Source organism: Streptomyces sp. GL_141 (assembly GCF_057834385.1).
Genome location: NZ_CM174402.1, coordinates 8669902 through 8694398 on the forward strand (window position 1 = coordinate 8669902; position 24497 = coordinate 8694398).

General features: G+C 72.5%; 16 protein-coding genes. 8 read left to right on the top strand and 8 right to left on the bottom strand.

Going from position 1 to position 24497, the window contains the following annotated elements; genetic code table 11:
* Positions 1-19: 19 nt before the first annotated feature.
* Complete coding sequence (locus tag AC3IX6_RS38575; protein WP_489367964.1) at positions 20-1390, top strand: carbohydrate-binding protein; 1371 nt, start codon at positions 20-22, stop codon at positions 1388-1390.
* A gap of 74 nt (positions 1391-1464) precedes the next feature.
* On the opposite strand, the gene AC3IX6_RS38580 is transcribed toward AC3IX6_RS38575, so the two are convergent.
* Positions 1465-3870, bottom strand: a complete 2406-nt coding sequence (locus AC3IX6_RS38580) for a bifunctional serine/threonine-protein kinase/ABC transporter substrate-binding protein (protein ID WP_489367965.1) — start codon at positions 3868-3870, stop codon at positions 1465-1467.
* Positions 3871-4116: 246 nt separating this feature from the next.
* On the opposite strand from AC3IX6_RS38580, the gene AC3IX6_RS38585 reads away from it, so the two are divergent.
* Positions 4117-6759: a SpoIIE family protein phosphatase gene (locus AC3IX6_RS38585; RefSeq protein WP_489367966.1), complete on the top strand. Its 2643-nt coding sequence runs from the start codon at positions 4117-4119 to the stop codon at positions 6757-6759.
* A 30-nt stretch (positions 6760-6789) separates the two neighbouring features.
* On the opposite strand, the gene AC3IX6_RS38590 is transcribed toward AC3IX6_RS38585, so the two are convergent.
* The 3 genes from AC3IX6_RS38590 to AC3IX6_RS38600 all read right to left on the bottom strand — a co-directional run bounded on the left by AC3IX6_RS38590 (position 6790) and on the right by AC3IX6_RS38600 (position 8753).
* Positions 6790-7629 carry a DUF1206 domain-containing protein gene (locus tag AC3IX6_RS38590; RefSeq protein WP_489367967.1) on the bottom strand — a complete coding sequence of 280 codons (840 nt, stop codon included), beginning with the start codon at positions 7627-7629 and terminating at the stop codon, positions 6790-6792.
* A 5-nt stretch (positions 7630-7634) separates the two neighbouring features.
* Positions 7635-7967, bottom strand: a complete 333-nt coding sequence (locus tag AC3IX6_RS38595) for an SRPBCC family protein (protein WP_489367968.1) — start codon at positions 7965-7967, stop codon at positions 7635-7637.
* Between the two features lie 126 nt (positions 7968-8093).
* Entirely contained in the window at positions 8094-8753 is a 660-nt protein-coding gene (locus AC3IX6_RS38600; RefSeq protein ID WP_489367969.1) for a GNAT family N-acetyltransferase, read from the bottom strand.
* A 533-nt stretch (positions 8754-9286) separates the two neighbouring features.
* Here AC3IX6_RS38600 and AC3IX6_RS38605 point away from each other — a divergent pair.
* The 3 genes from AC3IX6_RS38605 to AC3IX6_RS38615 all read left to right on the top strand — a co-directional run bounded on the left by AC3IX6_RS38605 (position 9287) and on the right by AC3IX6_RS38615 (position 12049).
* Entirely contained in the window at positions 9287-9691 is a 405-nt protein-coding gene (locus AC3IX6_RS38605; RefSeq protein ID WP_489365223.1) for an aggregation-promoting factor C-terminal-like domain-containing protein, read from the top strand.
* Between the two features lie 321 nt (positions 9692-10012).
* The gene (locus AC3IX6_RS38610; protein WP_489367970.1) at positions 10013-10783 is read left to right on the top strand and encodes a 2OG-Fe dioxygenase family protein; all 771 of its coding nucleotides are present in this window, start codon (positions 10013-10015) and stop codon (positions 10781-10783) included.
* 660 nt (positions 10784-11443) lie between these two features.
* Complete coding sequence (locus AC3IX6_RS38615) at positions 11444-12049, top strand: hypothetical protein (RefSeq protein WP_489367971.1); 606 nt, start codon at positions 11444-11446, stop codon at positions 12047-12049.
* Between the two features lie 23 nt (positions 12050-12072).
* Here the strand turns inward: AC3IX6_RS38615 and AC3IX6_RS38620 are convergent, their stop codons facing one another.
* The 4 genes from AC3IX6_RS38620 to AC3IX6_RS38635 form a co-directional block, all read right to left on the bottom strand.
* A complete protein-coding gene (locus AC3IX6_RS38620) occupies positions 12073-12768 on the bottom strand; it encodes a 4'-phosphopantetheinyl transferase family protein (protein WP_489367972.1) in 696 nt (231 codons plus the stop codon).
* Positions 12765-17567: an aminotransferase class I/II-fold pyridoxal phosphate-dependent enzyme gene (locus AC3IX6_RS38625; RefSeq protein WP_489367973.1), complete on the bottom strand. Its 4803-nt coding sequence runs from the start codon at positions 17565-17567 to the stop codon at positions 12765-12767. Before AC3IX6_RS38625 ends, AC3IX6_RS38620 begins: the two co-directional genes overlap by 4 nt.
* Before the next feature lie 119 nt (positions 17568-17686).
* On the bottom strand, positions 17687-19930 hold the full coding sequence (locus AC3IX6_RS38630; RefSeq protein WP_489367974.1) for an MMPL family transporter: 2244 nt from the start codon (positions 19928-19930) through the stop codon (positions 17687-17689).
* Between the two features lie 122 nt (positions 19931-20052).
* Positions 20053-21660: a phospholipase D-like domain-containing protein gene (locus tag AC3IX6_RS38635; RefSeq protein WP_489367975.1), complete on the bottom strand. Its 1608-nt coding sequence runs from the start codon at positions 21658-21660 to the stop codon at positions 20053-20055.
* Between the two features lie 230 nt (positions 21661-21890).
* On the opposite strand from AC3IX6_RS38635, the gene AC3IX6_RS38640 reads away from it, so the two are divergent.
* The 3 genes from AC3IX6_RS38640 to AC3IX6_RS38650 all read left to right on the top strand — a co-directional run bounded on the left by AC3IX6_RS38640 (position 21891) and on the right by AC3IX6_RS38650 (position 24461).
* Positions 21891-22517 carry a hypothetical protein gene (locus AC3IX6_RS38640; protein WP_489367976.1) on the top strand — a complete coding sequence of 209 codons (627 nt, stop codon included), beginning with the start codon at positions 21891-21893 and terminating at the stop codon, positions 22515-22517.
* A 157-nt stretch (positions 22518-22674) separates the two neighbouring features.
* Positions 22675-23124, top strand: a complete 450-nt coding sequence (locus AC3IX6_RS38645; protein WP_489367977.1) for a nuclear transport factor 2 family protein — start codon at positions 22675-22677, stop codon at positions 23122-23124.
* 311 nt (positions 23125-23435) lie between these two features.
* A complete protein-coding gene (locus AC3IX6_RS38650; RefSeq protein ID WP_489367978.1) occupies positions 23436-24461 on the top strand; it encodes a glycoside hydrolase family 26 protein in 1026 nt (341 codons plus the stop codon).
* Positions 24462-24497: the final 36 nt, after the last annotated feature.

Genomic DNA, 24497 nt, shown 5'->3' on the forward strand with positions numbered 1-24497 from the left:
CGAACCGAGGAGATCCCCCATGCTCAAGCGACACGCCCGCGCGGCGTGTACCGCCCTGGCCGCCGCCGGGCTGCTGCTGGCCGCCACCGGCGCCGTTGCCACCGCCGCCCCCGCGGACTCCGCCGACACCGTGCGCCCGCAGCAGTCGGCCACCGCCACCCTGCGCACCGCCGACGCTCCCTCCGAGCTGCTCACCGCCATGCAGCGCGACCTCGGCCTGACCCCCACACAGGCCAAGGCCCGGCTGGCCCACGAGGCCGAGGCGGGGGCCACCGCCGCCCGGCTGCAGGCCCGGCTCGGCGCGGCCTTCGCCGGAGCCTGGCTGGACGGCGCCGACGCGGGGACCCTGACCGTGGCCACCACCCGGGCCGCCGACACCGCCGCGATACGCGCCACCGGGGCCCGGGCGAAGCTGGTCGGCCGCTCCCTGGCCGACCTGGACTCCGCGAAGGCCGCGCTGGACCGGGCCGCCACCGCCGGGACCCCGGTCCGCTACGTCGACCCGCGCGGGAACACCCTCGTCGTCGAGGAGACCCGGCCCGGGGCCGCGGGCGCCCTGCTGGCGGCCACCGGGACCGACGCGGCACTGGTCACGGTGGTTCGTACCGCCGAGGCCCCGCGCCCGCTGTACGACCTGCGCGGCGGGGACGCGTACTACATGAACGGCAGCGGCCGCTGCTCGGTGGGCTTCCCGGTCACCAAGGGAACGGTGAACGGCTTCGCCACCGCCGGGCACTGCGGGCGGGCCGGGACGACGACCAGCGGCTTCAACCAGGTCGCCCAGGGCTCCTTCCAGGCCTCCGTCTTCCCCGGCAACGACATGGCCTGGGTCGCGGCGAACGCCAACTGGACCTCCACCCCCTACGTCAAGGGCAGCGGCGGGGCGAACGTGCAGGTCACCGGTTCGGTGCTGCAACCCGTCGGGGCCTCGGTGTGCCGCTCCGGATCGACCACCGGCTGGCACTGCGGGACCATCCAGCAGCACAACACCAGCGTCACCTACCCCGAGGGCACCATTTCCGGCGTCACCCGTACGACGGTCTGCGCCGAGCCCGGTGACTCCGGCGGCTCCTACATCTCCGGCAGCCAGGCCCAGGGCGTGACCTCGGGCGGCTCCGGCAACTGCTCCAGCGGCGGTACCACCTTCTTCCAGCCGCTGAACCCGATCCTGTCCGCCTACGGCCTGACCCTCAAGGTCACCGGAAACGACCCGGGCCCGGGCCCCGGCCCGGGTAACCCCGAGCCCGGCGGCACCTGGAAGGCCGGCTCCGTCTACGCGGCCGGCGCCACCGTCACCTACGGCGGCGCGAGCTACCGCTGCATCCAGGGCCACCAGGCCCAGACGGGCTGGGAGCCGCCCGTGGTCCCGGCGCTCTGGCAGCGGCTGTAGGCCGCTCGGCAGGGACAGGAGGCGCCGTGGCTGCCAAGGGGGGAGCCACGGCGCCTCCGGCGCGTCCGGGACGGTCAGGGGGTACCGGGGCCGCTCTTCACGGTCGTCCAGCTGCCGCCCTTCACCGCGTACACCGTCAGTTGGCGGTTGACCGTGTCGCCGTACGCGTCGAAGGCAACGCGACCGGTGACGCCGTCGAACGCCAGCCCCGACACGGCCTGCGACATCTTCGCCCGGGCGTCCGTGGGGAGGGCCCCGCCGTTGTCCTCCACCACCGCCTTCACCGCCTCGATGACGGCCCAGGTCGCGTCGTACGCGTAGGGACCGTAGGAACCGGCCGCCTCCGGGTACCCGGCCTCCTCGTACCGCTCGAGGAAGTCCCGTCCCTTGGCCAGGTCCTCGGCGGGAACGCCGATGCCCGTGGCGAGGTCGCCCTCGGCCTTCGTGTTCTTCGTGAGGAACTGCTGGTCGAAGATGCCGTCGCCGCCCATCAGGGGGACGCTCACGCCCGCCTGCTTGAGCTGCGAGGAGAGCGGCCCGGCGGTGTCGTAGTAGCCGCCGAAGTACACGGCGTCGGCGCCGGAGGCCCGGATCTGGGGTGCCAGGTAGGAGAAGTCTTCCTGCGCGGGATCGATCAGGTCCGTCCCCACGACGGTTCCGCCGAGCTTCGCGAACGCCGTACCGAAACCGGACGTGAGGCCGCTGCTGTAGGCGCTGCCGTCGTCGATGAGGTAGAGCTTCCTCTTCCCGGCCTCGCCGTGGAGGTACCGGGCGGCGAACGGCCCCTGGTCCACGTCCGTGGCGACGGTCCGGAAGTAGGACGTGAAGGGGCGGGACTTCGATCCCTTGGCCCAGTCGGGGCCCAGTGTCAGCACGGGGTCGGTGTTGGCCGGCGACACGTTGACGAGGTTCGCCCGTCCGAGCGGTTCCGCCATGGTCTTGGCGACCCCGGAGGTGAGGGGCCCGACCATGCCGAGCACCTTCGGGTCGTCGATGAACTGCGCGGCGTTCGGCCGGCCCTTGGCGGGACTGCCCTCGTCGTCCAGAGCCTTGATCTCGAAGTTCACGCCGGGGACGTGCCCGGTGCTGTTGGAGGTCTTGACCGCCAGGTCGGCGGAATTCTTCATGCCGACCCCCATGGCCGACAGGCCGCCGCTGAGCGGTGCGTCCACCCCGATGACCACCGTGACGGCGGAGGCCGCGGAGCCGCCTGTGGTCGTCCCGCCGCCGCGCGAGGTGTCACGGTTCAACTGCCAGGTCAGAACGGAGCCGGCCGCGAGCGTGACCATGGCGACCCCCACAACGGCGGAGCGCCGCGTCAGGGCGCGCCGCCGGGTGGACGCACCCTCGTCCCGCCCCCGCCGGTCCGACCAGCCGAGCGAGATCAGATCCTCGGCCGGGGGCACGGCCACGGGCGGGGAGGTCGGCGGATCCGGCACGGGCCGGCGAAGGGCATCGGGGGCGTTCGCCGGTTCCTCGGCCGTGGGCGCCGGTTCCTCGGCCGCGGGCGTCGGCAGGGGAGAGGAGACAGGCAGCTCCGCTTCCCGCACGGTCGGCGCCGGAGCGTGCTCCGTCGCCGCCTCCGGGCCGGGTGCCGGTACGGACTCGTGGGACTCGTGCGGTACGGCCTTCGCGGCCGTGTCCGTCCGGGACCCGGAGGACCGCAGCGCCGAGGCCAGCAGTTCGGCGGCCTCGGCGGCGCCGATGCGCTGCGCCGGGTCCTTCGTCAGGAGCGCGTCCAGTACGGGCGCCAGCAGGCCGGCGTGCTTCGGCGGCCGGTGCGGGCGGGTGAAGACGGCTACGGCAAGGGCGTGGAGCCCGTCGGCCTCGAACGGCGGGCGTCCCTCGACGGCGTGGTAAAGGGTGGCACCGAGCGCCCACAGGTCGTTCGCGGGGGTCGGGCGCTTGCCCTCCAACTGCTCCGGGGGCATGTAGTGCGGGGTGCCGATGACGGTCCCGCTCTGGCTGAGCTTGGTCGTGGCGTCCGCCAGGTGGGCGATGCCGAAGTCGGTGAGGACGACGCGGTCCTTGCCCAGGAGCACGTTGTCCGGCTTGATGTCGCGGTGGACGATCCGCGCGTCGTGCGCTTCGGCGAGCGCGCCGAGCAGGGCGGCCCCTATCTCCGCCACCCGCCGCACGGGCAGCCGGCCCTCCTCGCGGATGGCCGCGGCGAGGGACTGCCCCCGGATGAACTCCATGACGATGACGGGGGCGCCGTGGTGCTCGACGACGTCGTGGATGGTGATGATCCCGGGATGGCTGAGAGTGACCGCCGCGCGCGCCTCGCCGGTGAAACGCCTGAGCAGCGTCGCGCGGTCGACCTCGGCCAGCCCCGCCGGGAAGAGGATCTCCTTGACGGCGACCTCGCGTCCGAAGAGCTGCTGGTCGACACCGCGCCAGACCCGGCCCATGCCCCCCTGGCCGATGGGTTCGACCAGTTGGTACCGGCCGGCGATGAGTTCGGGTTTCTGCTCGGTCACGCGCACACTCTAGGACCTGATGGACCGGCCGGGTGACGGAACCATGGCCTGATCCCACACCTCGGACCGGGCACGGACCCCCGTGGCCGCGCTTGCGCGTGAAAGCCGGGGCGCGATGTTGCCCGCCGGGGGGCCACGGACGCCCAGAGGTGCTACAACTGGGGGCGTGACCCTTCCTTGCCACCCGTGCCTGGTGTGTCGGTGCGGTCACTCCTAGGCAACAGACTCCGAAGCGTCGCCGGACAGGTGTTCGTCCTTCAGGTGGCGATCGTGGTGTTGCTCGCCACCGGCGCCCTGCTGTCCCTGCTGCTCCAGTCGCGGCACGACAGTGACAGGGAGGCACGCAACCGGTCGGTTGCCGTCGCGCAGACCTTCGCCCACTCCCTGGGCCTGCAGGACGCGCTCAAGACGTCCGACCCGTCCGCCGTCCTGCAGCCCCTCGCCGAAGCGACGCGCAAGGACGCCGGCGTCGACTTCATCGTGGTGATGGACACCAACGGCATCCGGTACAGCCATCCCCAGCCGGACCGCATCGGAAAGAGGTTCGTCGGCACGATCGAGCCCTCGCTCGCGGGCCAGGTCCACACCGAGAGCGTCGAGGGTCCGCTCGGCAAGGAGATCCAGGCGGTGGTGCCCGTCACGGCGCCCGACGGCCGGGTCGTCGGCCTGGTCTCGGCGGGCCTGACGGTGAAGAACGTGACCGGTGTCGTCGACCGTCAGCTCCCGGTCATCCTCCTGGCCATCGCGACCGGCCTGGCCCTGGCCACCGTGGGCACGGCCCTGATCAGCCGACGGCTGCGCCGCCAGACCCACGGGCTCGGTACGCAGGAGATGACCCGCATGTACGAGCACCACGACGCGGTGCTCCACGCCGTCCGCGAAGGGGTGCTGATCACCGACGGCGACGGCCGGCTACGGCTGGCCAACGACGAGGCCAAACGACTGCTCGACCTGCCGGAGGACGCCGAGGGACGCAGCGTCGGGGACGTGCCCGGCCTGAACCGCCGGATGGCGGACCTCCTGCTGTCGGGCCGCGTGGCCACCGACGAGGTGCTCGAAACGGGCGACCGGCTGCTCGTGGTCAACCAGCGGCCCACCCACCCCGGTGGCCGGCGGGAGGGCGCCGTCGTCACCATCCGGGACTCGACCGAGATGCGGGTCCTGACGAGCCGGGCGGACACGGCCCGCAGACGGCTCAAGCTGTTGTACGACGCGGGAGTCGACGTCGGAACCAGCCTCGACGTGGTGCGGACGGCCGAGGAACTCGCCGCCGTCGCCGTACCCCGGTTCGCCGACTACGTCACGGTCGACCTGGCCGACTCGGTGCTCGACGGCGACGAACCCGGCGCCGGCGCCGACATGCGGCGCACGGCGGTCAGCGGCATCCGCTCCGACCACCCCCTCTACCCGCGCGGGTGGCTGATCGACTTCCTTCCGTCCACCCCCCAGGCGCGCGGCTACGGCACGGGCGAAGCGGAGCTCGTGCCCGACCTGGAGGACGCGCCGGGCTGGCACGCCCAGGACCCGCCGCGCGCCCGGGCCATCGTCGATTACGGGATCCACTCGCTCATCGTGGCCCCGCTCAGGGCGCGGGGCGTCGTGCTCGGCGTGGTCAACTTCTGGCGGTCGCAGAAGCCGGAGCCCTTCGACGAGGACGAGCTGTCACTGGCCGAGGAACTCGTCGCCCGCGCGGCGGTCAGCATGGACAACGCCCGCCGCTACACCCGGGAACACGCCCTCGCCGAGACCCTCCAGCGCAGCCTGCTGCCGCGCGCCCTGCCCGAGCAGAGCGCCGTGGACGTGGCGCACTTCTACCTGCCCGCCCAGTCCGGGGTGGGCGGCGACTGGTTCGACGTGATCCCCCTGCCGGGCAGCCGGGTCGCGCTGGTCGTCGGAGACGTCGTCGGCCACGGACTGCACGCCGCGGCCACCATGGGACGGCTCCGCACGGCGGTGCACAACTTCTCCACCCTCGACCTGCCGCCCGACGAGATCCTCGCCCGCCTGGACGACCTCGTGCAGCGCATCGACCGCGACGGGGCCGCCGACGACCTGGACGGCGGCGTACTGGGCGCGACCTGCCTGTACGCCGTCTACGACCCGGTGTCCCAGCGCTGCACCATGGCGCGGGCAGGGCATCTGCCACCCCTCGTGGTCGCTCCCGACGGCACGACCGACATCGTGGACCTGCCGGCCGGGCCCCCACTGGGACTGGGCGGCATCCCGTTCGAAACCGCGGAGCTGTACCTGGCGGAAGGCAGCCAGCTCGTCCTGTACACGGACGGACTGATCGAGGAGCGGACCCGGGACATCGGCGAGGGCCTGGAACTGCTCCGCGGGGCGCTGAGCCACCCGGACCGGGACCCGGCGGAGAGCTGCCGGGCCGTACTCGACCTCCTCCTGCCGGCCCGTCCGACCGACGACGTGGCGCTGCTCATCGCGCGGACGCGGACCCTCGGCCCGGACCGGGTCACGGAGTGGGACATGCCGTTCGAGCCCAGCGCGGTCGCCGCCATGCGGAGCGTCGCGGTCAAGCAGCTCGACGACTGGGGCCTGTCGGAGCTCGGCTTCGCCACCGAGCTGATCCTCAGCGAACTGGTCACCAACGCCCTGCGGCACGGCAGCGCACCGGTCCGGGTACGGCTGCTGCACGCCCGCACCCTGACCTGCGAGGTGTGGGACGGCAGCAACAGTGCCCCGCACGCGCGCTTCGCCGCCACCACGGACGAGGGAGGGCGCGGCCTGTTCCTGGTGGCGCAGCTCAGCGACCACTGGGGCACCCGCTACACGCCCGACGGCAAGGTCATCTGGGCGGAACAGGCCCTCCCCGGCACCCCGGGCGCCGGCGAACCGTCCCCCGCGGCCTTCCTCGACCTGGAACCCCTCTGATCCACCCGCGCTCAGCGGAACCCCGGCCCCTCAGACCGTGCGCCACCGGGCCATCGCCCAGGAGAACAGTCCGAAGAGCACCAGCCCCACCGCGACCGCCACCAGCAGCCACGGACCCGCCGGGGTGGTGGTGAAGGACCGCAGCGTGTCGTCCACCCCCTTCGCCTGCGCGGGGTCGTAGCGCAGCGCCGCGTACACGAGGAAGCCGCCGGCCGCGACGCCCACCGCTCCCCGGGCCAGACCGCCGGTCACCCCGAGGAAGTCGACGGCTGTGCGCCACCGGGCGGAGGCACCGCCCATGGACAGGTGCTTGCGAAAGGAGCAGCGTGCGGCCTGCACCGCGATGACCACGCCCGCGATGCCGATCCCCATCCCGACGGCGCTCACCAGCCATTGACCGGCGGGCAGGTCCAGGACCTTCGCCGTCGCATCGCGCGACTGCTCGTCCCCGGAGCGCCCGCCGCCCGCCGAGAAGGTCAGTACGGAGAAGGCCACCACCGCGTAGAACACGCACCGGCCCGCCGAAGCCAGCCGTTTCGCGGGCTTGCCGCCGCCCGGTCCGGCCGCCCCGAACAGCGCCTCCGCCAGACGCCACAGCGCCATGCACACGAGTCCGAGACCCACGGCCCAGACGAGGGCACCGCCGAAGGGTTTGTCCGAGAGCTCCTGGAGGGCACCCTGCCGGTCGGCCTCCTCGCCACCGCCTCCCAGGGCAATGCGTACGGCCAGCGTCCCGGTCAGTACGTACAGCACTCCGCGCGCCACCAGCCCGCAGCGTGCCGTGACCTCCCGGCCCCGGCCGCCCTGCGAGGCGGTACGGGCCCCGCGGGACGCGGCGCCGGCGCTCCCGCGAGCCGCCAGGATCCCCATCCCGGTCAGACCTTGCCGCGCCAGGCGCCGGTCGCGACCCCGCGCGATTCGATGAAGAGCTTGAACCGCTTCAGATCACCCGCGACCTGACGCCTGACGAAGCCGAGCTTGTCGGCCGCCACCTCGGCCGGACCGTCCGGGAGCTGCTCGGTGATCTGCGCGTCGAACTCGCGCTGCACCCCGTTCACGTTCGTCACCCAGTGCGTGAGCTTGTCCGTGCGCTGCACGATCCGTTCCACCCCCTCCATGAAGACGGGGAAGTCCTCGAACTGCGTCCACTGGCTGTAGGCCGTACGTACCGGGACGTTGACCTCGACGTACTCCTCGACGTGCGACATGCGCACCCCTTCCGTGTCGTCAGCCCGCACCCGCAGGTGCGGGGCGTCCGTCAGGACGTCTCGAGGCGCGGCTACCCGAGCTGGACGAGCCCATGCGCGGGCGAAGCCCTGGCCGGGTTCCACGGGTCAGCGCGCAGGCGGAGCCGCGGGCGAGGGCTCGCGCCACATGGGCCAGAGGGTGGGCCCGTCCTGCGGGAGACGGAGCGATGAGGTGACGCGGAAGCCCAGCCGTTCGTAGAAGGGAACGTTGGCGGCCTTGCTCGACTCCAGGTAGGCGGGTTGCCCGAGCCTGTCGCACTCGGCCAATTGCTGGCGCAGCAGCGCCGAACCGACTCCCGTCCCCTGAAGCCCCGGGTCCGTCCCCACGGACGGCAGGTACCAGTGCGGAGGGTCCGGATGGGAACCGTGCATGAGGTTCTGGACCTCACCGGCCCGCGACATCCCACCGAGCCCGAAGACGCGCACGTAGTGGGGGAGCGCCGCCAGCTCTCGTACCGCAGAGGTCTTCCAGCGCCCCGGCCCCGACCACAGCGCGGCCGCCAGCAACCGACCGTCGGCGGTCGCGGCGACCCGGACACCGCCGGCGCGGGGTCGCTGCTGGCGCTGGGCGAGCTCGAAGTAGCGGGCGATCCGGCGTTCCCGGTCGGCTGAGTCGGGGACCATCCATGCCATGACCGGATCGTCGGAGAAGGCGCGGGCCAGCAGGGCGGCGACGGCCCCGGACTCGGAGGGCCGGGCGAACCGGATGCCGTAGCCGGCGAGGGCCGGAGTCGTGCGGGTGCTCATGGGTCCACGCTAGGCAGCGGTCCCGCACTTCTGCGGTCGCGCCCGACGGACACGCCGTCCGGACCACCCGGCGACGCCTCCACGCCGTGCGAATGGTGGTGTGCGACGGGCCTGTGGCCTTCGATCCGGGGGTCGGATCGATCCGTCCGCCTTCCCCCGATAGGGGCACGATCGGCCACGGAGGGTGAGTTTCGGGGCTCTGGGCGGTGACCCGCCCCACAGGACCTTGGTCACATACGAGGCGGGATAGTAGTCCTTAAACGCCCCTTACCGACCCCCTCACACCCACCCCGACCTGCACCGATACCCGCCAACCCGGTGGGGGGTCGTTGCGCCCCCGGCTGCGAGGGCCACTAGTAAGAGGGGTCGTTGCCAGACACTCGGGAGCCCCGTAGAACTGGATGAGTCGCAGGGCGGACGGAGATCCCCCGGATCCCCGCTCCCGCCGACGAACCCCTCTCCTTCACGTGAGCGGATCACGCATGTCTCCGGCATGCCTGCGATTGTCCTTGTCCCCGTCGGAAGGTCCGTCCGTGTCCCACACCGTCATCCGCCGCATCGCCGCTTCGAAGAAGACCCTCGCGGGTACCGTCCTCGCCCTGGGCGTTGCCGGTTCCATGCTGGCCGCGGTTCCCGCGCAGGCCGCCCCGATGAGTGCCAAGGCGATCGCGCAGCAGATGATCAAGGACCCGGCGCAGTTCGCGGCGTTCAACAACATCGTGTCCCGCGAGAGCGGCTGGGACCACACCGCCACGAACTCCTCCTCGGGCGCCTACGGCCTGGTCCAGGCCCTGCCGGCCTCGAAGATGGCTTCGGCGGGCTCGGACTGGAAGACCAACCCGGCCACCCAGATCAAGTGGGGCCTGGACTACATGAACTCCCGCTACGGCAGCCCCGAGGGCGCCTGGACCTTCTGGAAGAACAACCACTGGTACTAAACCACCAGCGGAACACGGGGACACGAAAGCGCCCGGCCGGTACCCACCGGCCGGGCGCTTTCGCATGCGCGCACAGCCACCCAGAGCCTCATGGGCGGCCCCTTGGACCGGGCTCGGGTCCCGGAGGCGGGTGGCCGAGCGCTGAGCCTGCTCGGGCTTCCGGGGCACTGCCGGCTTTCGTCCGGAGGGGGAAGGTGTGCGTAAGGTCGGCACGGCCGCCGGCGCGATGACCGCGGTGGTGACCTGGTGGAGGAACACGTGGGAATTACCGAGCCCCGGCGGCGGTCGCACTCTGATGCGGGGGCTCCTGGCGCAGCAGAAGTGGACGGACTGCGTGAGCACGGGTTCGCCCGCTACGGTGCCGAGCAGCTCGGTATCGATCCGGGCGGCTCCGCGGCGAGGGACCTGGCCCGGATCCGGGAGGGCTTCGAGGCTCTGCCGCCCGACCCGTACGCCCCGGGAACGAACCGGTTCCGCCGCTACTCCCACGCCGTGTACCTGCCGTGGAAGGACGAACTGTCCTGGATCCCCGGAACCCCCGACCCGGTACACGGTACGGTCACCAATTTCTCCCAGGGCGAGGACGACCCCGAGCACCCGCGAAAGCTCCGTGTGCTCCCCGAGATCCCCGAGGAGCTGCGCGGCAACGCCCTGCTGCTGCGGCTCCTGCACTGGGACATCGAGCAGGTCCTGTCCTTGAGGGACCTGACGAGGCGGCCGCTGTGGGCCGGGGTCCACCTGATCAGGCTCGGCGTCGAACTTCCAGGCCAGGAGGCTGTTTCTTCCCCGAACTGCCTGCACCAGGACGGAGGTTCGGCCAGCACGTTCACGTTCGCCCACCTGATCAGCCGCACCAACGTCACGGGTGGGGAGAACGTCATCGCCACGCCGGGCAGCGCGGGCCTACAGCCCGAGGATCCGTGGGCGGACATCCACACCGGATTCACCCTCACCGACCCCCTCGACGGCTACGCCGTCCACGACCACAGAGTCAGCCACTACGTGGGCCCGGTTCGCCCGGGCCCCGAGCCGGGCCCGGGCGAGCGATCCATCCTCATCGTCGGCCTCGCCCCGTACATCCCCCAACTGTGACGGCCCGCCGGACCACCCCCACGAGGGCCCGGGCCGATATCCCGTGGCGACTGCGCCCCCGGCCAGGCAGGGTGCCGGGTGATGAGCCATCACGACGAGACCTCCCGCACTCTGTCCTACGCACGCCACGACACGCTGGAAGGGCTGCTGCAGCGCGGCCGGGGGCTCGGTGCGGAGCGCGCGGGGTACGAACCTGACGCCGCCGCGCCCTTCGTGTACGACGGGCGAGGCCGCCGCCGCAGTGCCCGTCCTCTGGCGCTTCTGGCGGCACACCCCGCACTCGTACGAGCGTGCCGACTATCTGATGGCGCTCGCGGCGATCGACCCCTCCGGCCTGGACGACGCGTACACCGAGTCGCTCCGGGACTGTGAGCATCGGGCACGGCTGCTGGGCATCGCCTGGGTGCCCCTCACCCGCAGACCCTGCACCGCATCGCCGTACTCCGCGACGACCCCATGGAAGCCACCGAGGTACGGGCCGCTGCCGAAGCCCGGTTGGTCTCGTGACCGGCCCGTCGGACTCCAGGCAGACGTCGCGGCTGAAATCACCGCACCATTTCGCGAGTATGGGTCTGCCCGAGGGCCGCTCTGCGTCATCGTCGTGTTCAGGCAGCCCGGACCACGGGCGGCCTGGAGACGGGATGGGTCGAGGAGGGCGTTGTGAGCAGGCGCGAAACGTGGACGACGGAGGAGTTCGGTACGTCCCATGCCGGTGCCGTCGGGGTGCTCCTCCCCGACGGCACCGTCCCGGAGCCCGTGTACTTCGACAGCGGCTCCGGCTCGGGCGGGGAAGCGGTGGCGCAGTGGAGCGTCTACGACGGCCGCCGCACCCGCGTACCGCGCGCGGCTGCGGTGCGCGCGGTGTGCTCGTGCGGCTGGGCGGGCCCGGCCCGCTGTCTGGACTGGGAGGCGATCGGCGACGACGACCTGGTGGACGGCGGGGACGATCAGGCGGACGCGTGCGCCAGGGACTGGGACGATCACACCGTCCAGGTCGAGGCGCGGACCGTCCCCTTGCCCGAGTCCGTCACGACGCTGCTCGAGCGGCTGGAGGAGGAGATCGGCAAACTCACCAGAACCTCCCCGGTCGCGGCCGTGCGGGCGGCCCGCCGCCTGGAAGTCACCGCCGATCGGGTCGGCTACTGGGCCGCGCGCGGCACCGCCAACGACCTCGACACCGCACAGGCGGCCGCCCACCTCGGACTGGACGAGGACGCCGCCCGCAAACTGATGGCCCGTTTCGGACGCTGGAGCCCCTACCGCTGAACCCGCTACGTCGGCACGGACCGTCAAGGAGGTCCGGTGCCGGATCTCACGGGTGACAGTCGCAGGACGAGGGCGAGCACCGCGTCTCCCGCCTGCCACGCCATGGCACGGCGCCGTCCGCCGAGGACGGGCGGACGCAGGCCCAGGATCGTGATGCCCCGCGCGGCCGTCCCGAAGACGCCGGTCCGGTCGGCCTTGACCGCCGCTTCCTTCAGCGCCCAGGCGCCGGCCAGCGCCTCGGGCCGGTCCGCACCGACGAGGGAGAGTTCCCCGGCGGAGAGCACGTGGTCCGCGACCCGGCGTACCGCGTCGGCCGAGGCGGTCTCGCACAGGTCCACTCCGACCGGCTGCGGTGCGAGGGCCGCGGCGACGTGATGGGCGGTGTGGCTGATGGAGACGTACAGGACGGGCGCCGGGCTGCCGCCGACGAGGACGTGGGGGCTGCCGTCGTCGCGCGGGAGGATCTCCACGTCGGCCGCCGGGGCGGCGAGGAACTCGCCGACCAGGCGCTTGGCGAGCAGCCGTCCCGCTGCCCACTCGGCCTGCCGCCAGGCCGGCAGCGCCCGGACCACGTGCTGCTCGGCCGGTGAGAGGGGCGCGAGGGGCACAGCCCGGTGGAGGTCGGGGCGCCGGGCCACGAGGACCCCGGCCCCGTCCCATCGGTGGACCTGTCCCGGCACGATCGGCGGGAAGACGGTGTACGGGGCGGCGGGGCTCATGCGGCGCCGGCGGTGGCCGTGTCCAGCCGCCGCAGTTCGCACTCCAGGGCGGTCACGGCCTCGCGGATCTGGTCGGGCGTGTGCTCACTGGTGATGAAGAAGCGCAGCCGGGCCATCTCCTCCGGTACGGCCGGGTAGAGGATGGGGTTGACGCTGACGCCCTCCCGGAAGAGGGCCTCCGCGAGCTTCAGGGTCTTCAGGGAGTCCCCGACGATGCAGGGGACGACCGGCGTGTCGTGGCTGTCCCCGACGTCGATCCCCGCCTCCCGCGCCAGGCGGACGAACAGCGAGGCGTTGTGCGCGAGACGCGTGACGCGCTCCGGCTCGGTGCGCAGCAGGCGCAGCGCCGTCAGGGAGGCGGCGGTGTCGGCCGGGGTCATGCCGGCGCTGTAGACGAAGCCCGGCACGGTGTAGCGCAGGTACTCGACGACCGTGCTGCTTCCGGCGACGTAGCCGCCGCAGCCGGCCAGGGCCTTGGACAGGGTGCCCGACCACAGGTCGACGGCGCAGCGGTCGATGCCGTGGTACTCGCCGGCGCCTCTCCCCGTCGCGCCGGTGGTTCCGATGCTGTGTGCTTCGTCGATCATCAGCAGTGCGCCGTGCCGGCGCTTGACCTCGACGAGCGCGGGCAGGTCGGCGATGTCGCCGTCCATGCTGTACACGCCTTCGATGACGACGAGCACCCGCCGGTACTGGTGGCGGACCTGGGCGAGGAGGGAGTCGAGTGCGGCCGCGTCGTTGTGCGGGAACGGACGGCGGGTCGCGCCGGAGAGCTTGCAGCCCTGCAGGATGCTGTCGTGGGCGAGGGAGTCGTGGACGACGAGGTCGCCGGGGCCGACGAGGTGTCCGATGACGGTGACGTTGGTGGCGTGCCCGTTGGGCAGCGTGAGCGCGGCTTCGCAGCCGAGCAGGCCGGCGAGTTCCGATTCGAGTTCCAGGTGGAGCGGACGACTGCCCGACAGCAGCCGGCTGGCGGACACCGACGTGCCGTAGCGCTCGACCGCCTCCCTGGCGGCCGCCTTCACCTTCGGGTCGGTCGCCATGCCCAGGTAGTTGTAGCTGGAGAAGGAGACGAGTTCCCGGCCGTCGATGACCGTCGTGTCCGTCATGCCGCCTTCGTGGACGAGGAAGTACGGATTCGCGAGTCCCAGCCCGGCGAGCATGCCGATCCGCTCACCGTGGGCGGCGACCTCCGGGAAGCGGTCGATCCGCGTGTGCTCCTCCGGCGCGGCCGGGTCGCCCGTCGGCTGGTCCGGGAGCGTCGGTACCGCGCGCAGGCGGGCGGAGTCCGCTGCCGCGGGCGGGTCGGGAGCCACCACGTCCGCCGTCCGGTCGGCGGACGTCTCCGACGGGGACCCGTCACCGTGTCCGGCGCGCTGCAAGGGGACGGCGGTCGCCGCCGTGGCGTCCGGGCAGGTGCCCGTGATCAGCGCGGCGAGCCGGGCGACGGTCGGCCGGTCGGCGGCCCGCTCGTCGAAGGCCCACCGCGGCCACTGCCGGCTGAGGGAGGTGAACAGGTCGGTCAGCATCAGCGAGTCGAATCCGAGGTCGTCGATCAGCAGCTGGTCGATGCTCAGCTGCTCCACCGGGAAGGCGCTGACCCTGGCCACCTGCGCGAGCACGGCGTCGGTGACCTCGTTGGCGACCTCGCCGGCCGGCGCGTCCCGAAGTGCGGGCGGGTCGGCGGCGGCCTCGGCCTCCTCGGCGGCCGCGGTGGTGGGCACGGCTGCGGCAGCGGGTACGGGCACGGCCGGGGCAGCGGGCACCGGCGCGGGGAGCGTCCCCGTGAGGCGGGCGAGCAGCTCCGCCTGCTGCCGGACCAGCTGGAGAAGTTCCTCCATCGGAGTGTCAGCCGAGTCGTACGTCGAGGCGTCCGTCGAGGTCTCCTCGGGCTGTGCGGGTTCTACCGGCCGTACGGGCTCGGCGGACCGCACGGGCTGCGCCGGGACGGCGGCGGCGGGGTCCTGCTTCGCGGCGCGCCTGGCCGGCACCCAGTAGGACTGGGTGGCGAGCCCGGCCACCGGCAGGTCCAGCAGCCGGCGGTCCTCCTCGGCGATCAGGGCGCGCGGGTCGACCGGGACGCCCAGGACCGCGAGCCGGGCGAGCGCCAGCACGAAGGCCCGCCCGCCGTCGGCCGTCCCCTCGACGGGGACGACGTGGACGTCGCCGTGGTCGGTGAGGTTGCGGCGTACCGAGGTGAGGAGCGAGCTGCCGCCGGTCACCTGGAGGAAGACGCGGGCCCCCTGGTCGTAGGCGGTGCGGACCGCGTCGCCGAAGAGCACCGGCGCGGACGCGTGCCGGGTCCACAGCTCGCGCAGCCGGTCGGGGTCCTCGCAGACCTCGGCGTTCACGCAGGAGACGAACGGCACGGCGGGGCTGCTGATGCGACGGGAGGCGAGGCCCGAGCGGATGGCGTCCTCGACGGCGGCCAGGTGCGGCGAGTGGAAGGCGCCGGACACGTCGAGCGCCGCCGTGACGACCCCGGCTTCCGCGCAGGCCTCGCGCAGGGCGGCCAGACCTTCCGGCGTGCCGCTGACCACGATCTGCCGCGGCTGGTTGAAGCAGGCGAGCCAGACACCGTCGATCCCGTTAGTGAGTCGGCGGCAGGTCTCCTCGTCGGCTTGTACGGCGAGCATCCCGCCCGGGAAGCGGGACTCGGCCTGCCGGAGGGTCGCACCCCGGTGGACCAGCAGCCGGACCGCCGCCACGTTGGTGAGGGCTCCGGCGGCCTCGGCCGCGGCGAACTCTCCGGCGCTGTGCCCGAGAGCGAGGTCGGGCCGGATGCCGCAGTCGGCGAGGACGCGGGTGGCGGCGATCTGGACGGTGCCGAGCAGGGGCTGGCACACATCGGTGGCGGCGAGCCGCGTCCTGAGCTCCTCGGTGTCGCCGTGGGACCGGGCCTCATCGCCGTACAGCAGGTCGGCCAGGTCGAAGCCGAGGTCGGCGCGGGCCACGGCGCTGAGGACGCAGACGGCCGAGCGGTAGGCGGGGAACCGCGTGTAGAGGTCCCGCATCATGCCCGGCCGTTGACTGCCCTGACCGGGGAAGAGGAAGGCCACGCGGCGCTCCGCGGCCGGCAGCGGGGCGTCGGCGGCGAAGGCACCCTCGCCGAGGTCGCCCCGGGCGCCGGCCAGGAGCTGCTCACGGGCACGGCGCAGCCGCTCGACGAACGCGTCCGTGCCGGTGGCCACGATCGCGAGCCGGGCCGTCAGCGGTTCCCGGGAGCCGAGGGTGTGGGCTACCGCGGCCAGCGGGGGACGGTCCGCCGTGTCGAGTGAGTCGAGTACGTCGCCGATGTGCCGGTCCAGCAGCTCGGCGCTGCCGGCCGAGAGGAGGACGAGGTGGGGCCCGGTGTCGTCGGTGTCTCCGGCGTTTGCGGTGCGGTCCGAGAGGTGACCGCGGACCGGTTCGCTGTGTTCCTCCAGCACCACGTGGACGTTGGTGCCGCCGAAGCCGAACGAGCTGACGGCGGCACGTCGCGGGCTGCCGGTGTCCGGAAAGGGCAGTGCGGCGGCGGCGAAGCGCAGGCCGGCGGCGGAGATGCCCAGGTCGGGGTGGGGAGCGGTCTCCGGCTGCGGCACGATCGTGCGGTGGTGGACGACCAGGGCCGTCTTGATCAGTCCCGCGATGCCCGCCGCGGCCAGGGAGTGCCCGATCAGGGCCTTGCCCGCGCCGAGGTAGCACAGGGCGGGGTCGTCGTCGGGGTACTCGGTGCGCAGCCGGCGCAGGGCCTCGGACTCGGCCCGGTCGCCGGCGGCGGTTCCGGTGCCGTGGGCCTCCAGGAAGCCCACGGAGGAGGGCGCGACGCCCGCGTCCTCGTAGGCCCGGCGCATGGCGCGCAGCTGGCCCTCGGAGGTGGGGACCAGTGGTCCGGGAGAGGCGCCGTCGTTGGTCGAGCCGATGCCCTTGATCACCGCGTAGACGCGGTCGCCGTCGGCCAGCGCGTCGGCCAGCGGCCGTACGACGACGACACCGGCGCCTTCGCCGAGGACGAAGCCGTCGGCCCCCTCGTCGAACGGGCGGCACACCCCGGCGGCGGACAGGGCACGGAGCCGGGAGAAGCCGACCAGGCTGTCGGGGGTGAGGTTGAGGTACACGCCGCCGACGAGGGCGATCCGGCAGCTGCCGGACCGCACCTGGGCGATCGCCTGGTCGAGGGCGACCAGCGAACCGGAGCAGGCCGCGTCGACGGCGAAGCTGGGACCGCCGAGGTCGAAGTGGCGGCTGACGGTCCCGGCCGCCATGTTGAGCAGGCTCCCGGGCAGGGTGAAGGCGTCGATGGTGCCGAGCTGCCGCGCCCGCTCCTTGGCGGCAGCGGCGGAGTCGGCGGCGTCCGTGGCCTCGGCGCCGTCGTCCGCCGCGTGCGCGTCCTCGGCCAGGGTGATGGCCCGGAGGGGGGCCGCCATGAGGTCCTTGTAGTCGGAGACCGAGAGTCCGAAGAACACCCCGGTGTTCTCGCGGTCGAAGTCCCCGCGGCCCATCCCCGCGTCGGCGAGGGCCTCGCGGCTGACGTCGAGCATCAGCCGGTGCTGCGGGTCCATGGCCCGGGCGCGAGCGGGCGGTACGCCGTAGTGCGCCGCGTCGAAGCGGTCCAGGTCCTCCAGGAAGGCGACCTGGTCGGTGTACGAGGCGTTGGGCGCCGACCGGTTGCCCGGCTCGTGGAAGGTCCCGTGGTTCCAGCGTTCCCCCGGGACGGCGGAGAACTGACGCTCCGCGCTCATCAGGAGCTTCCAGTAGGTGCGGATGTCGGGGGCACCCGGAAAGCGGCAGCCGAGTCCGACGATGGCGATGTCAGTCATGGGTCTTCCTTTTCGTAGCGCCCTGGACGGAGGCGGCCGGGGCTGGTCAGTGCTGGGGGGTCGGGAGGGTCGGGAGGGAGCGGTACCGGACCGGACGGGAGAGGGGGAGCGCCCGGTGGTCAGCGGCGCGCGTGGGCGTGGGTACGGACGACGGTGCGGTTCGGGGAGCAACGGCCCGGGGCGCACCGCCGCGCGGCGACCGGTGGCGGCCGGGGCGCCGGCTGCGGCACTTTGGGCTTCAGCGCCTTCGGTGCCCACCAGTTCAGGCCGCCCGCCAGGCGCATGAGCGCCGGTACGAGGACGCCCCGCACGAGCGTGGCGTCGAGGAGGACGCCCAGACCCGCGCCGATGCCGAAGAACTGCAGGAGAGAGACCTGGGAGGTACCGAAACTCAGGAGGGTGAACGCGAGCAGGGCTCCGGCGGTGGTGACGATGCCGCCCGTCCGGGCGATGCCCGTGACGATCGAGTCGGTGTTGTCCTCCCCGGCGTCGCGCGCTTCCTTGATCCGGGCCAGCACGAAGACCTCGTAGTCCACCGAGAGCCCGAAGAGGATGCAGAACAACAGCACCGGCATGGTCGTGCTGAGCGGGCCGGGCGTGAAACCGAGCAGGCCGCTCAGATGGCCCTCCTGGAAGATCCACACCATCGCGCCCAGGACGGCCGTCAGGCTCAGGGCGTTCAGCGCGATGGCCTTGAGCGGCAGGAGCAGGCTGCGCGTGAACCAGAAGAGCAGCACGAACGTGGTGACGGTGATCAGGGCGAGGGCCGGCGGAAGGCGGTCACCCACCGTCTCCTTGGCGTCGACCAGTACCGCGCTCGGTCCGCCGACCAGGACCTCGGTGCCCGCCGGGGCGGGGGTCTCGCGGACGTCGTGCACGAGCTGCTGGGCCGCCCGCGAGCGGGGGTCGACCCGCGGTACCACGGAGAGCTGGGCCGGACCGTCGTCCCCGGAGCCGGCGACCGGGGACACCTGGGAAACGACGGAAACCTGGGCGACCCGGGGGAGCGCGGACAGCCTGCGGACGTAGTCCTCCCGCGCCGACCGGGGCGCCGTGCCCGTCACGGATACGGTGAGCGCGTCGGCGCCCTTCATGTCGAACGCGTCGCGCACCAGGTCACCGGTCTGCCGGCTGGCTGCGTTCGTCGGCAGCGCCCGGTCGTCGGGGGTGGCGAAACCGGCGTGCGCGAACGGCGCGGCGAGCAGCACCAGCAGGCCGATCACCGGCAGTGCCGCGAGCAGCGGACGGCGTACGACGATCCGCGCCAGCCCCTCCCAGAAGCGCGATCCGGAGCCCGTACGGGCCCGGCGGCGCCAGGGCACCGGCAAGGCGTTCACGCGCTTGCCGAGCAGGGCGAGGAGAGCGGGCAGGACGGTCACGGAGCTCACGGCGGCGATGGCCACCACGGCGATGCCCGCGTAGGCGAAGGAGCGCAGGAAGTACGGCGGGAACACCAGCAGCGTCGCGAGCGCGGCGGAGACCGTCGCGGCGCTGAAGGCGATCGTGTGGCCGGCGGTGCGGACGGTCCGGATGGCGGCCGTCCGCGGCAGGTACCCGGCGGCGAGCTCCTCGCGGAACCGCGAGACGATCAGCAGCCCGTAGTCGATGCCCAGCCCCAGGCCGAGCGCCGTGGTGAGGTTCAGCGCGAAGACGGACACGTCGGTGACGGAGCCGAGGACGCTCAGGACCAGCAGGGTCCCGGCGATGGCCAGGACTCCGATCAGCAGCGGAAGCGCGGCGGCCACGACGCTGCCGAACGCCAGGACCAGCAGGATCAGGGTGCCCGGCAGCACGACGGCCTCGGCCCGCTTCAGATCGGATTCCGCGATGTCCTGGAGCTCGGCGTCGGTGAGCGCCGACCCTCCCAGGCGCACGGTCAGAGCCCCGTCGGGGGCGTCGGGAGCACCGGGTGCGCCGGGGACGGTCAGCTCCTCGCTCAGCCGCTCGACCCGCGCACCGAGCTGTCCGCCCTCCCCGTCCACGTGCGCGACCACCATGGCCGCGCGGCCGTCCCGGCTGCGCAGCTCCGCCGCGCCGCCGGTCCAGTACGAGGTCACGGCGCTCACGTGCGGATGGGCGGCGAGCCGGCGGGTCAGGTCCTCGCCCTCGCTCCGGGCTGCCGGGCCGTCGACGGAACCGTCGCGGGCCTGCGCGACGACGATCAGGTTGGGGGAGGCCCCCAGACGCTCGGCGGCCACGCGGGCGGCGCGGCTGGACTGGGACCGGGGATCGTCGTACCCCTGAGTCTTCAGCCGCCCGGTGGCCTGCGCACCGAAGACGACGGACAGCGCGAGGAACACGAGGGCGGCGAAGAGGACGAGTCCGGGGCGGCGGGTCACGAAGACGCCTGCGCGACGGGACATCGGGGTCTCCGATCCGGGTGGCGGTCCGTCCTGCTCTGGTGCAGGACGGTGGATTTCCACCGTGCCCCCGGTCGGGGACGGGCCCGTAGCCCCGGCTACTCGTTACTTGACAGGAGCGAACCTCAGCCCTGGCAGATGCCGCGGGCGTGGTCGTACGTCGCGGTGGCCTGCGAATAGCGCCACTGCGGGTCCAGCAGGTCGCTCTTCAGCTGTGCGGCCGCGGCCGGGCTCTCGATGACGTAGCCGAAGTCCTGCAGCCAGGAGGGGTACAGGTTCTTGGAGCCGATGTAGAAGGCCGCACCGTCGACCGAGACGAGCTTGTGGTGCTGGGCGTACGGCTTGCCGTCGGCCCAGGTCGGCGAATCGGAAGCCCGGAACGTGGCCAGCTGGAGGTTCTCGCACAGGGCTGTCCGAGTTCGGGCGCCGTCACCTGTGAGAGCCGCTACCCGGCCGCGCAGGGCGTCGCTCACTTCGGAGAGCGACTTGATCTGGGAGTAGCCTCCGCTGCCGATCGTGCCGCGGTTCGCGGGATCGCTCACGACGATGCGGACCTTCACGCCGGAGACGAGCTTCGCGGCGAGGGCGTCGTAGAGGCGGACGTCGTAGCGGGGCAGCGGCGGGCAGGTGGCGTGCACGTCCTGCTGGGAGATCTCGATGTGCGAGTTCGCGCTGGAGACGAGGGTGCGCAGGGCGCTCTCTTCCGGGTTGACCGTGTCGTAGTCCCGGTCGGCGTTGGTGTAGTCGTGCAGGCCGATCCCGCACTTGGTGTCCCCGGCCGTCGGCAGTACCGGACGGAACGAGGAGGCGGGGTCGTTCTGGCGGATGCCCACCCCGAGTCCGCCGACGGCGAGCGCGGGCACGTCGCCCCCGCCCTGCGGCGAGGCGGGCCGTGGCAGGGCGGGCATGCACTCCGCGCCGGGTGAGGCGGCGAACCAGACCGCGCTCCAACTGCTCTTGTTGCGACAGGTCCAGTCCCACAGGGAGTCGAGGTAGCGGCCGGCCGATCCCGCCGCGGGCCCGGAGAGCGCGAGGTCGACGTCGTTCACCGGGTGGGTGGTGTCCAGGTAGTCGTCCTTCCAGCTGTTGATGCCGCCCGTGATCACCGAACTGCCGTCCACCACCACGAGCTTGGAGTGGTTCCAGGAGAAGGCGGTCTTCGAGGTGGTCATCGAGGCCACGTTGAGCGTGATGCTGCCCGCGGTGGCCGGGCCCAGTCGCGCGAGCAGCTCGTCCCGGTAGGAGGACGGGATCACCGTGGAGTGGTAGAGGGGTGCGGCGCCCACGAGGATGCGCACCTTCAGCCGGTTGCCCTTCCGGACCGATTCCCTGAGGCCGTCGATGATCGCCTCCTGGTAACCCCCGTTGGGGAAGGGTGCCAGCGTCGATATGTCCACCGTCTGCCGGGCGCCGGCGATGTCCTGGCGCGTCTTCTCCAGAAGGCGGCGCGATCCGGGCCGGTCGGCGCACGTGGCGTCGCCCCAGCAGCCGGGCGTCTGGAGCAGCCAGTCGGCACCACCGGGCTCGGACGAGCCGAACCGGTTGCCGGACGTGCGTTCCCAGACCGAGCCCTCCAGCCCCGGCGAGACCTGACGCAGGGTCTGCTCGACCGCGTCCAGGTGCGGTGTGGGCGCCTCCGCGGCGAACGCGGGTGCGGTGGCGCCGGCGAGGGTGAGCGCGAGGGCGAGGGCGGATGCGGAGACGAGGGAGGTCGTCCGAACGGTGCGTGCCAAGGTGGTTCCTTACCCGAGGGGTGGGGCGGGCCCGGGCCGGGAGCGTGGCCGGCCAAGGCTGCGAGCATGATCAACTCGCGCAAGTTACCAGTTGGTACGGAGTCGTTCCCCGACCTCGGGCGAGTTCCGGCCACCCGGAGCCGGGCGCCCAGGGCCGGCCAGCCGGGGCCGGATTCACGGAGTCGGATGCACGGAGTCGGCTGTCAGTGCCGGCTGATAGACAGGTGGGCATGGACACTCCTGAGCCCCGACCGTCATCTGCCCCTGATCCCGCCGAGATCGCCTTCGCGCGCGGGTGTGAGGCCCTGGAATCGCGGAACTGGGAACACGCCCGCAGCCTGTTCGAGGAAGCGGTGCGCGGTTCGGGCCCGCACATGCTCTGGCGCGTGGCAGAGGCCTCCCTGGAGACCGAGCAGAGCCCAGGATGGATGCGGCGGGCCGTGCTCTCGGAGAGCGAACCGGGTGGCATCACGGTGGATCCGGATGCGCTGCGCATCCTGGGGGGCGGCGCCGAGTTGTTTCGCCAGGATTGGGAGATCGCCGTCGAGTCGAGCGACCCGGCCGGGGCGATCGCGGCGCTCACCGCCGCGAGCCTTCGCCTGCCGTACGTGTTCGAGGACGGCCGCGAATGCTCAGAGGAGGAGGCCGACGACGTCCTTGACACCACGGAGCTCTACAGCCCGAACTTCGTCGGCTTCGACGAGACGGTGCCCCGCGTGTGGATGGACTGCAAGGACGGAATGTATCCGCACATGGCGCGCACCGCTCTGCGCATCGTGGCCGACGAACTGCGCAAGGCCGGGGTGAGGCAAGCGCACCTGTTCACCCGCTCCCCATCACGCCCCGCAGGCTGCTGACCGCACCGCGCGCGGAGGTCATCGCGCCCCACCGCAATGCCCAACTGACTGATCACGGCAGCCGGATCCTGGCCCAGCGCCTTCTCGCCGGACACCCCGTCGCGCAGGTCGCGGGGTCTGATAGGACTTGATCATGGATGTTGAGACTCTTGGCGCGATGGAACGCTTGATCGCCGAGCGGGCCTGTGAGCGACTGATCATCGAGTTCGTGCACCAACTCGACCTCGGGGACCCGGGCTCGGTGGCGGACCTGTTCACGCCGGACGGCGTCTGGGAATGGCCCGCCGGGGACCGCCGCATAGCAGGCCGCGAGACCCTTCGCGGCTACTTCGACGGTCGGCCCGCGGACCGGCTGTCGCGTCGGATGTGCACCAACATCCTGGTCACCGTGGCCTCTCCGGACACGGCCACTGCCACCACCTACTTCGCCACGTACCGAGTCGACGGCTACTCCGAGGGCATGGTGCCGCCCCGGCCCCCGACTCAAGTGGGGCATTACGAAGACACCTTCCGCAAGGTGGACGGAGTCTGGCTGCTCGCCACCCGGACCCTGTTCCTGTCCTTCGCCGGCCCCACGGAACACCTTGGCCATCCCGTCCCCTCGTGACGACGACCTGCCGAGCCCTGCCCCTCGCAGGCCGTGCCGTGGTGCTCCGGCTGGAACCTCGCTCAGCCGGCCGCACGGGAAGGCCGGACCGAGCGGTCGGTGAAGCGCACCCCTGAGCTTCTCGCCGGTGCCGCAGACCGGCGGGGAGCCGTCCTTCGCGAGGCTCCGGGCGGCGACGTTCACCTGGTTGGGTCAAACGAGGGCGGTCGGTTGCCGCGAACGGCGCAGCATCGGGAACCGGGCCGGGCCGCGCATCGGATGAGATGCCTACCGTGGCTGGACACATCGTTCGCGGAGCATGTGGAGGCGTCATGTCCCGAAGAAGCCGCTGGGTAGCGGGCGCCTGCATGAGCACGGTCGCCGTCGGCCTGCTGGTCACCGGGAGCACCCTCGCCCCGCCGCCGCGACAGGCCTCCGGCGGTGACGCCCGGCCCGACGTCGCGGTGGGCGCCTACCTCCACTACGGCTCGCCCGGCGTCGACAGGATGGAGGGACTCTCGCACTGGCTCGGCGGTACGGACGTGCGTGCGGGACACACGTACCTGCCGGGCGACACCTGGGCCAACATCGAGGGGGCGCCCGATTCCCTGCACAGCTGGGCACGCTGGCGCAGGGCGAGAGCCGATCGGCTGTTCGTCCTGAACGTGCCCATGCAGGAACGCAATGAGGCCGGCGTCTCCGACGCCCGGGTCACCGAGCTGATCCGGGCCGGCGCGCGGGGCGGGCACGACCACCACTTCCAGCGGCTGGCGAAGCGGCTGGTCGCCCTCGGGTTGCCGGACACGGTGATCGTGCTCGGTTGGGAGATGAACGGCTTCAACTACACTCACCGCTGCCGGCCCGACCCCGAGAACTGGAAGGGATACTGGCGGCGCATCGTGGGCGCCATGCGCACGGTGAAGGGCCAACGGTTCCGCTTCGACTTCGCCCCCAACCGGGGGAGCGACGCGATCGCCTGGACCAGGTGCTACCCCGGCGACGACGTGGTCGACATCATCGGCATGGACTCCTACGACCAGCCGCCCGGCCACTCCTTCGACGAGCAGATCACCCAGCCCTACGGACTCCAGCAGCAGGTCGACTTCGCGAGGGCGCACCGCAAGCGCATCTCGTACCCCGAGTGGGGGCTGTTCCGCAACGGCGACAACCCCGAGTACATGCGGGACATGCTGCGATGGATCGCCGACCACCGCCCGCTCTACCACAGCATCACCGACTACTGCCCGCACGGCGTGTGGCAGTGCAGCGAGAACCCGCGCTCCGCCAGGGTCTTCCAGGAGTTCCTGTCCCCGGAACAGGACGGCCGCCCGGCCGTCCGCCTCAGCCCGCCGGACTGACCCGTCCTCCACCAGGAGCCGGGTCGGCAACCGGGT

What these genes read in the sequence shown, in the direction of transcription:
- AC3IX6_RS38575 (WP_489367964.1), top strand. Translation starts at nt 20, where the DNA reads ATGCTCAAGCGACACGCCCGCGCGGCGTGTACCGCCCTGGCCGCCGCC.
- AC3IX6_RS38590 (WP_489367967.1), bottom strand. Translation starts at nt 7,629, where the DNA reads ATGGGGATCCTGGCGGCTCGCGGGAGCGCCGGCGCCGCGTCCCGCGGG.
- AC3IX6_RS38595 (WP_489367968.1), bottom strand. Translation starts at nt 7,967, where the DNA reads ATGTCGCACGTCGAGGAGTACGTCGAGGTCAACGTCCCGGTACGTACG.
- AC3IX6_RS38600 (WP_489367969.1), bottom strand. Translation starts at nt 8,753, where the DNA reads ATGAGCACCCGCACGACTCCGGCCCTCGCCGGCTACGGCATCCGGTTC.
- AC3IX6_RS38620 (WP_489367972.1), bottom strand. Translation starts at nt 12,768, where the DNA reads ATGAGCCCCGCCGCCCCGTACACCGTCTTCCCGCCGATCGTGCCGGGA.
- AC3IX6_RS38625 (WP_489367973.1), bottom strand. Translation starts at nt 17,567, where the DNA reads ATGACTGACATCGCCATCGTCGGACTCGGCTGCCGCTTTCCGGGTGCC.
- AC3IX6_RS38630 (WP_489367974.1), bottom strand. Translation starts at nt 19,930, where the DNA reads ATGTCCCGTCGCGCAGGCGTCTTCGTGACCCGCCGCCCCGGACTCGTC.
- AC3IX6_RS38640 (WP_489367976.1), top strand. Translation starts at nt 21,891, where the DNA reads ATGGACACTCCTGAGCCCCGACCGTCATCTGCCCCTGATCCCGCCGAG.
- AC3IX6_RS38645 (WP_489367977.1), top strand. Translation starts at nt 22,675, where the DNA reads ATGGAACGCTTGATCGCCGAGCGGGCCTGTGAGCGACTGATCATCGAG.
- AC3IX6_RS38650 (WP_489367978.1), top strand. Translation starts at nt 23,436, where the DNA reads ATGTCCCGAAGAAGCCGCTGGGTAGCGGGCGCCTGCATGAGCACGGTC.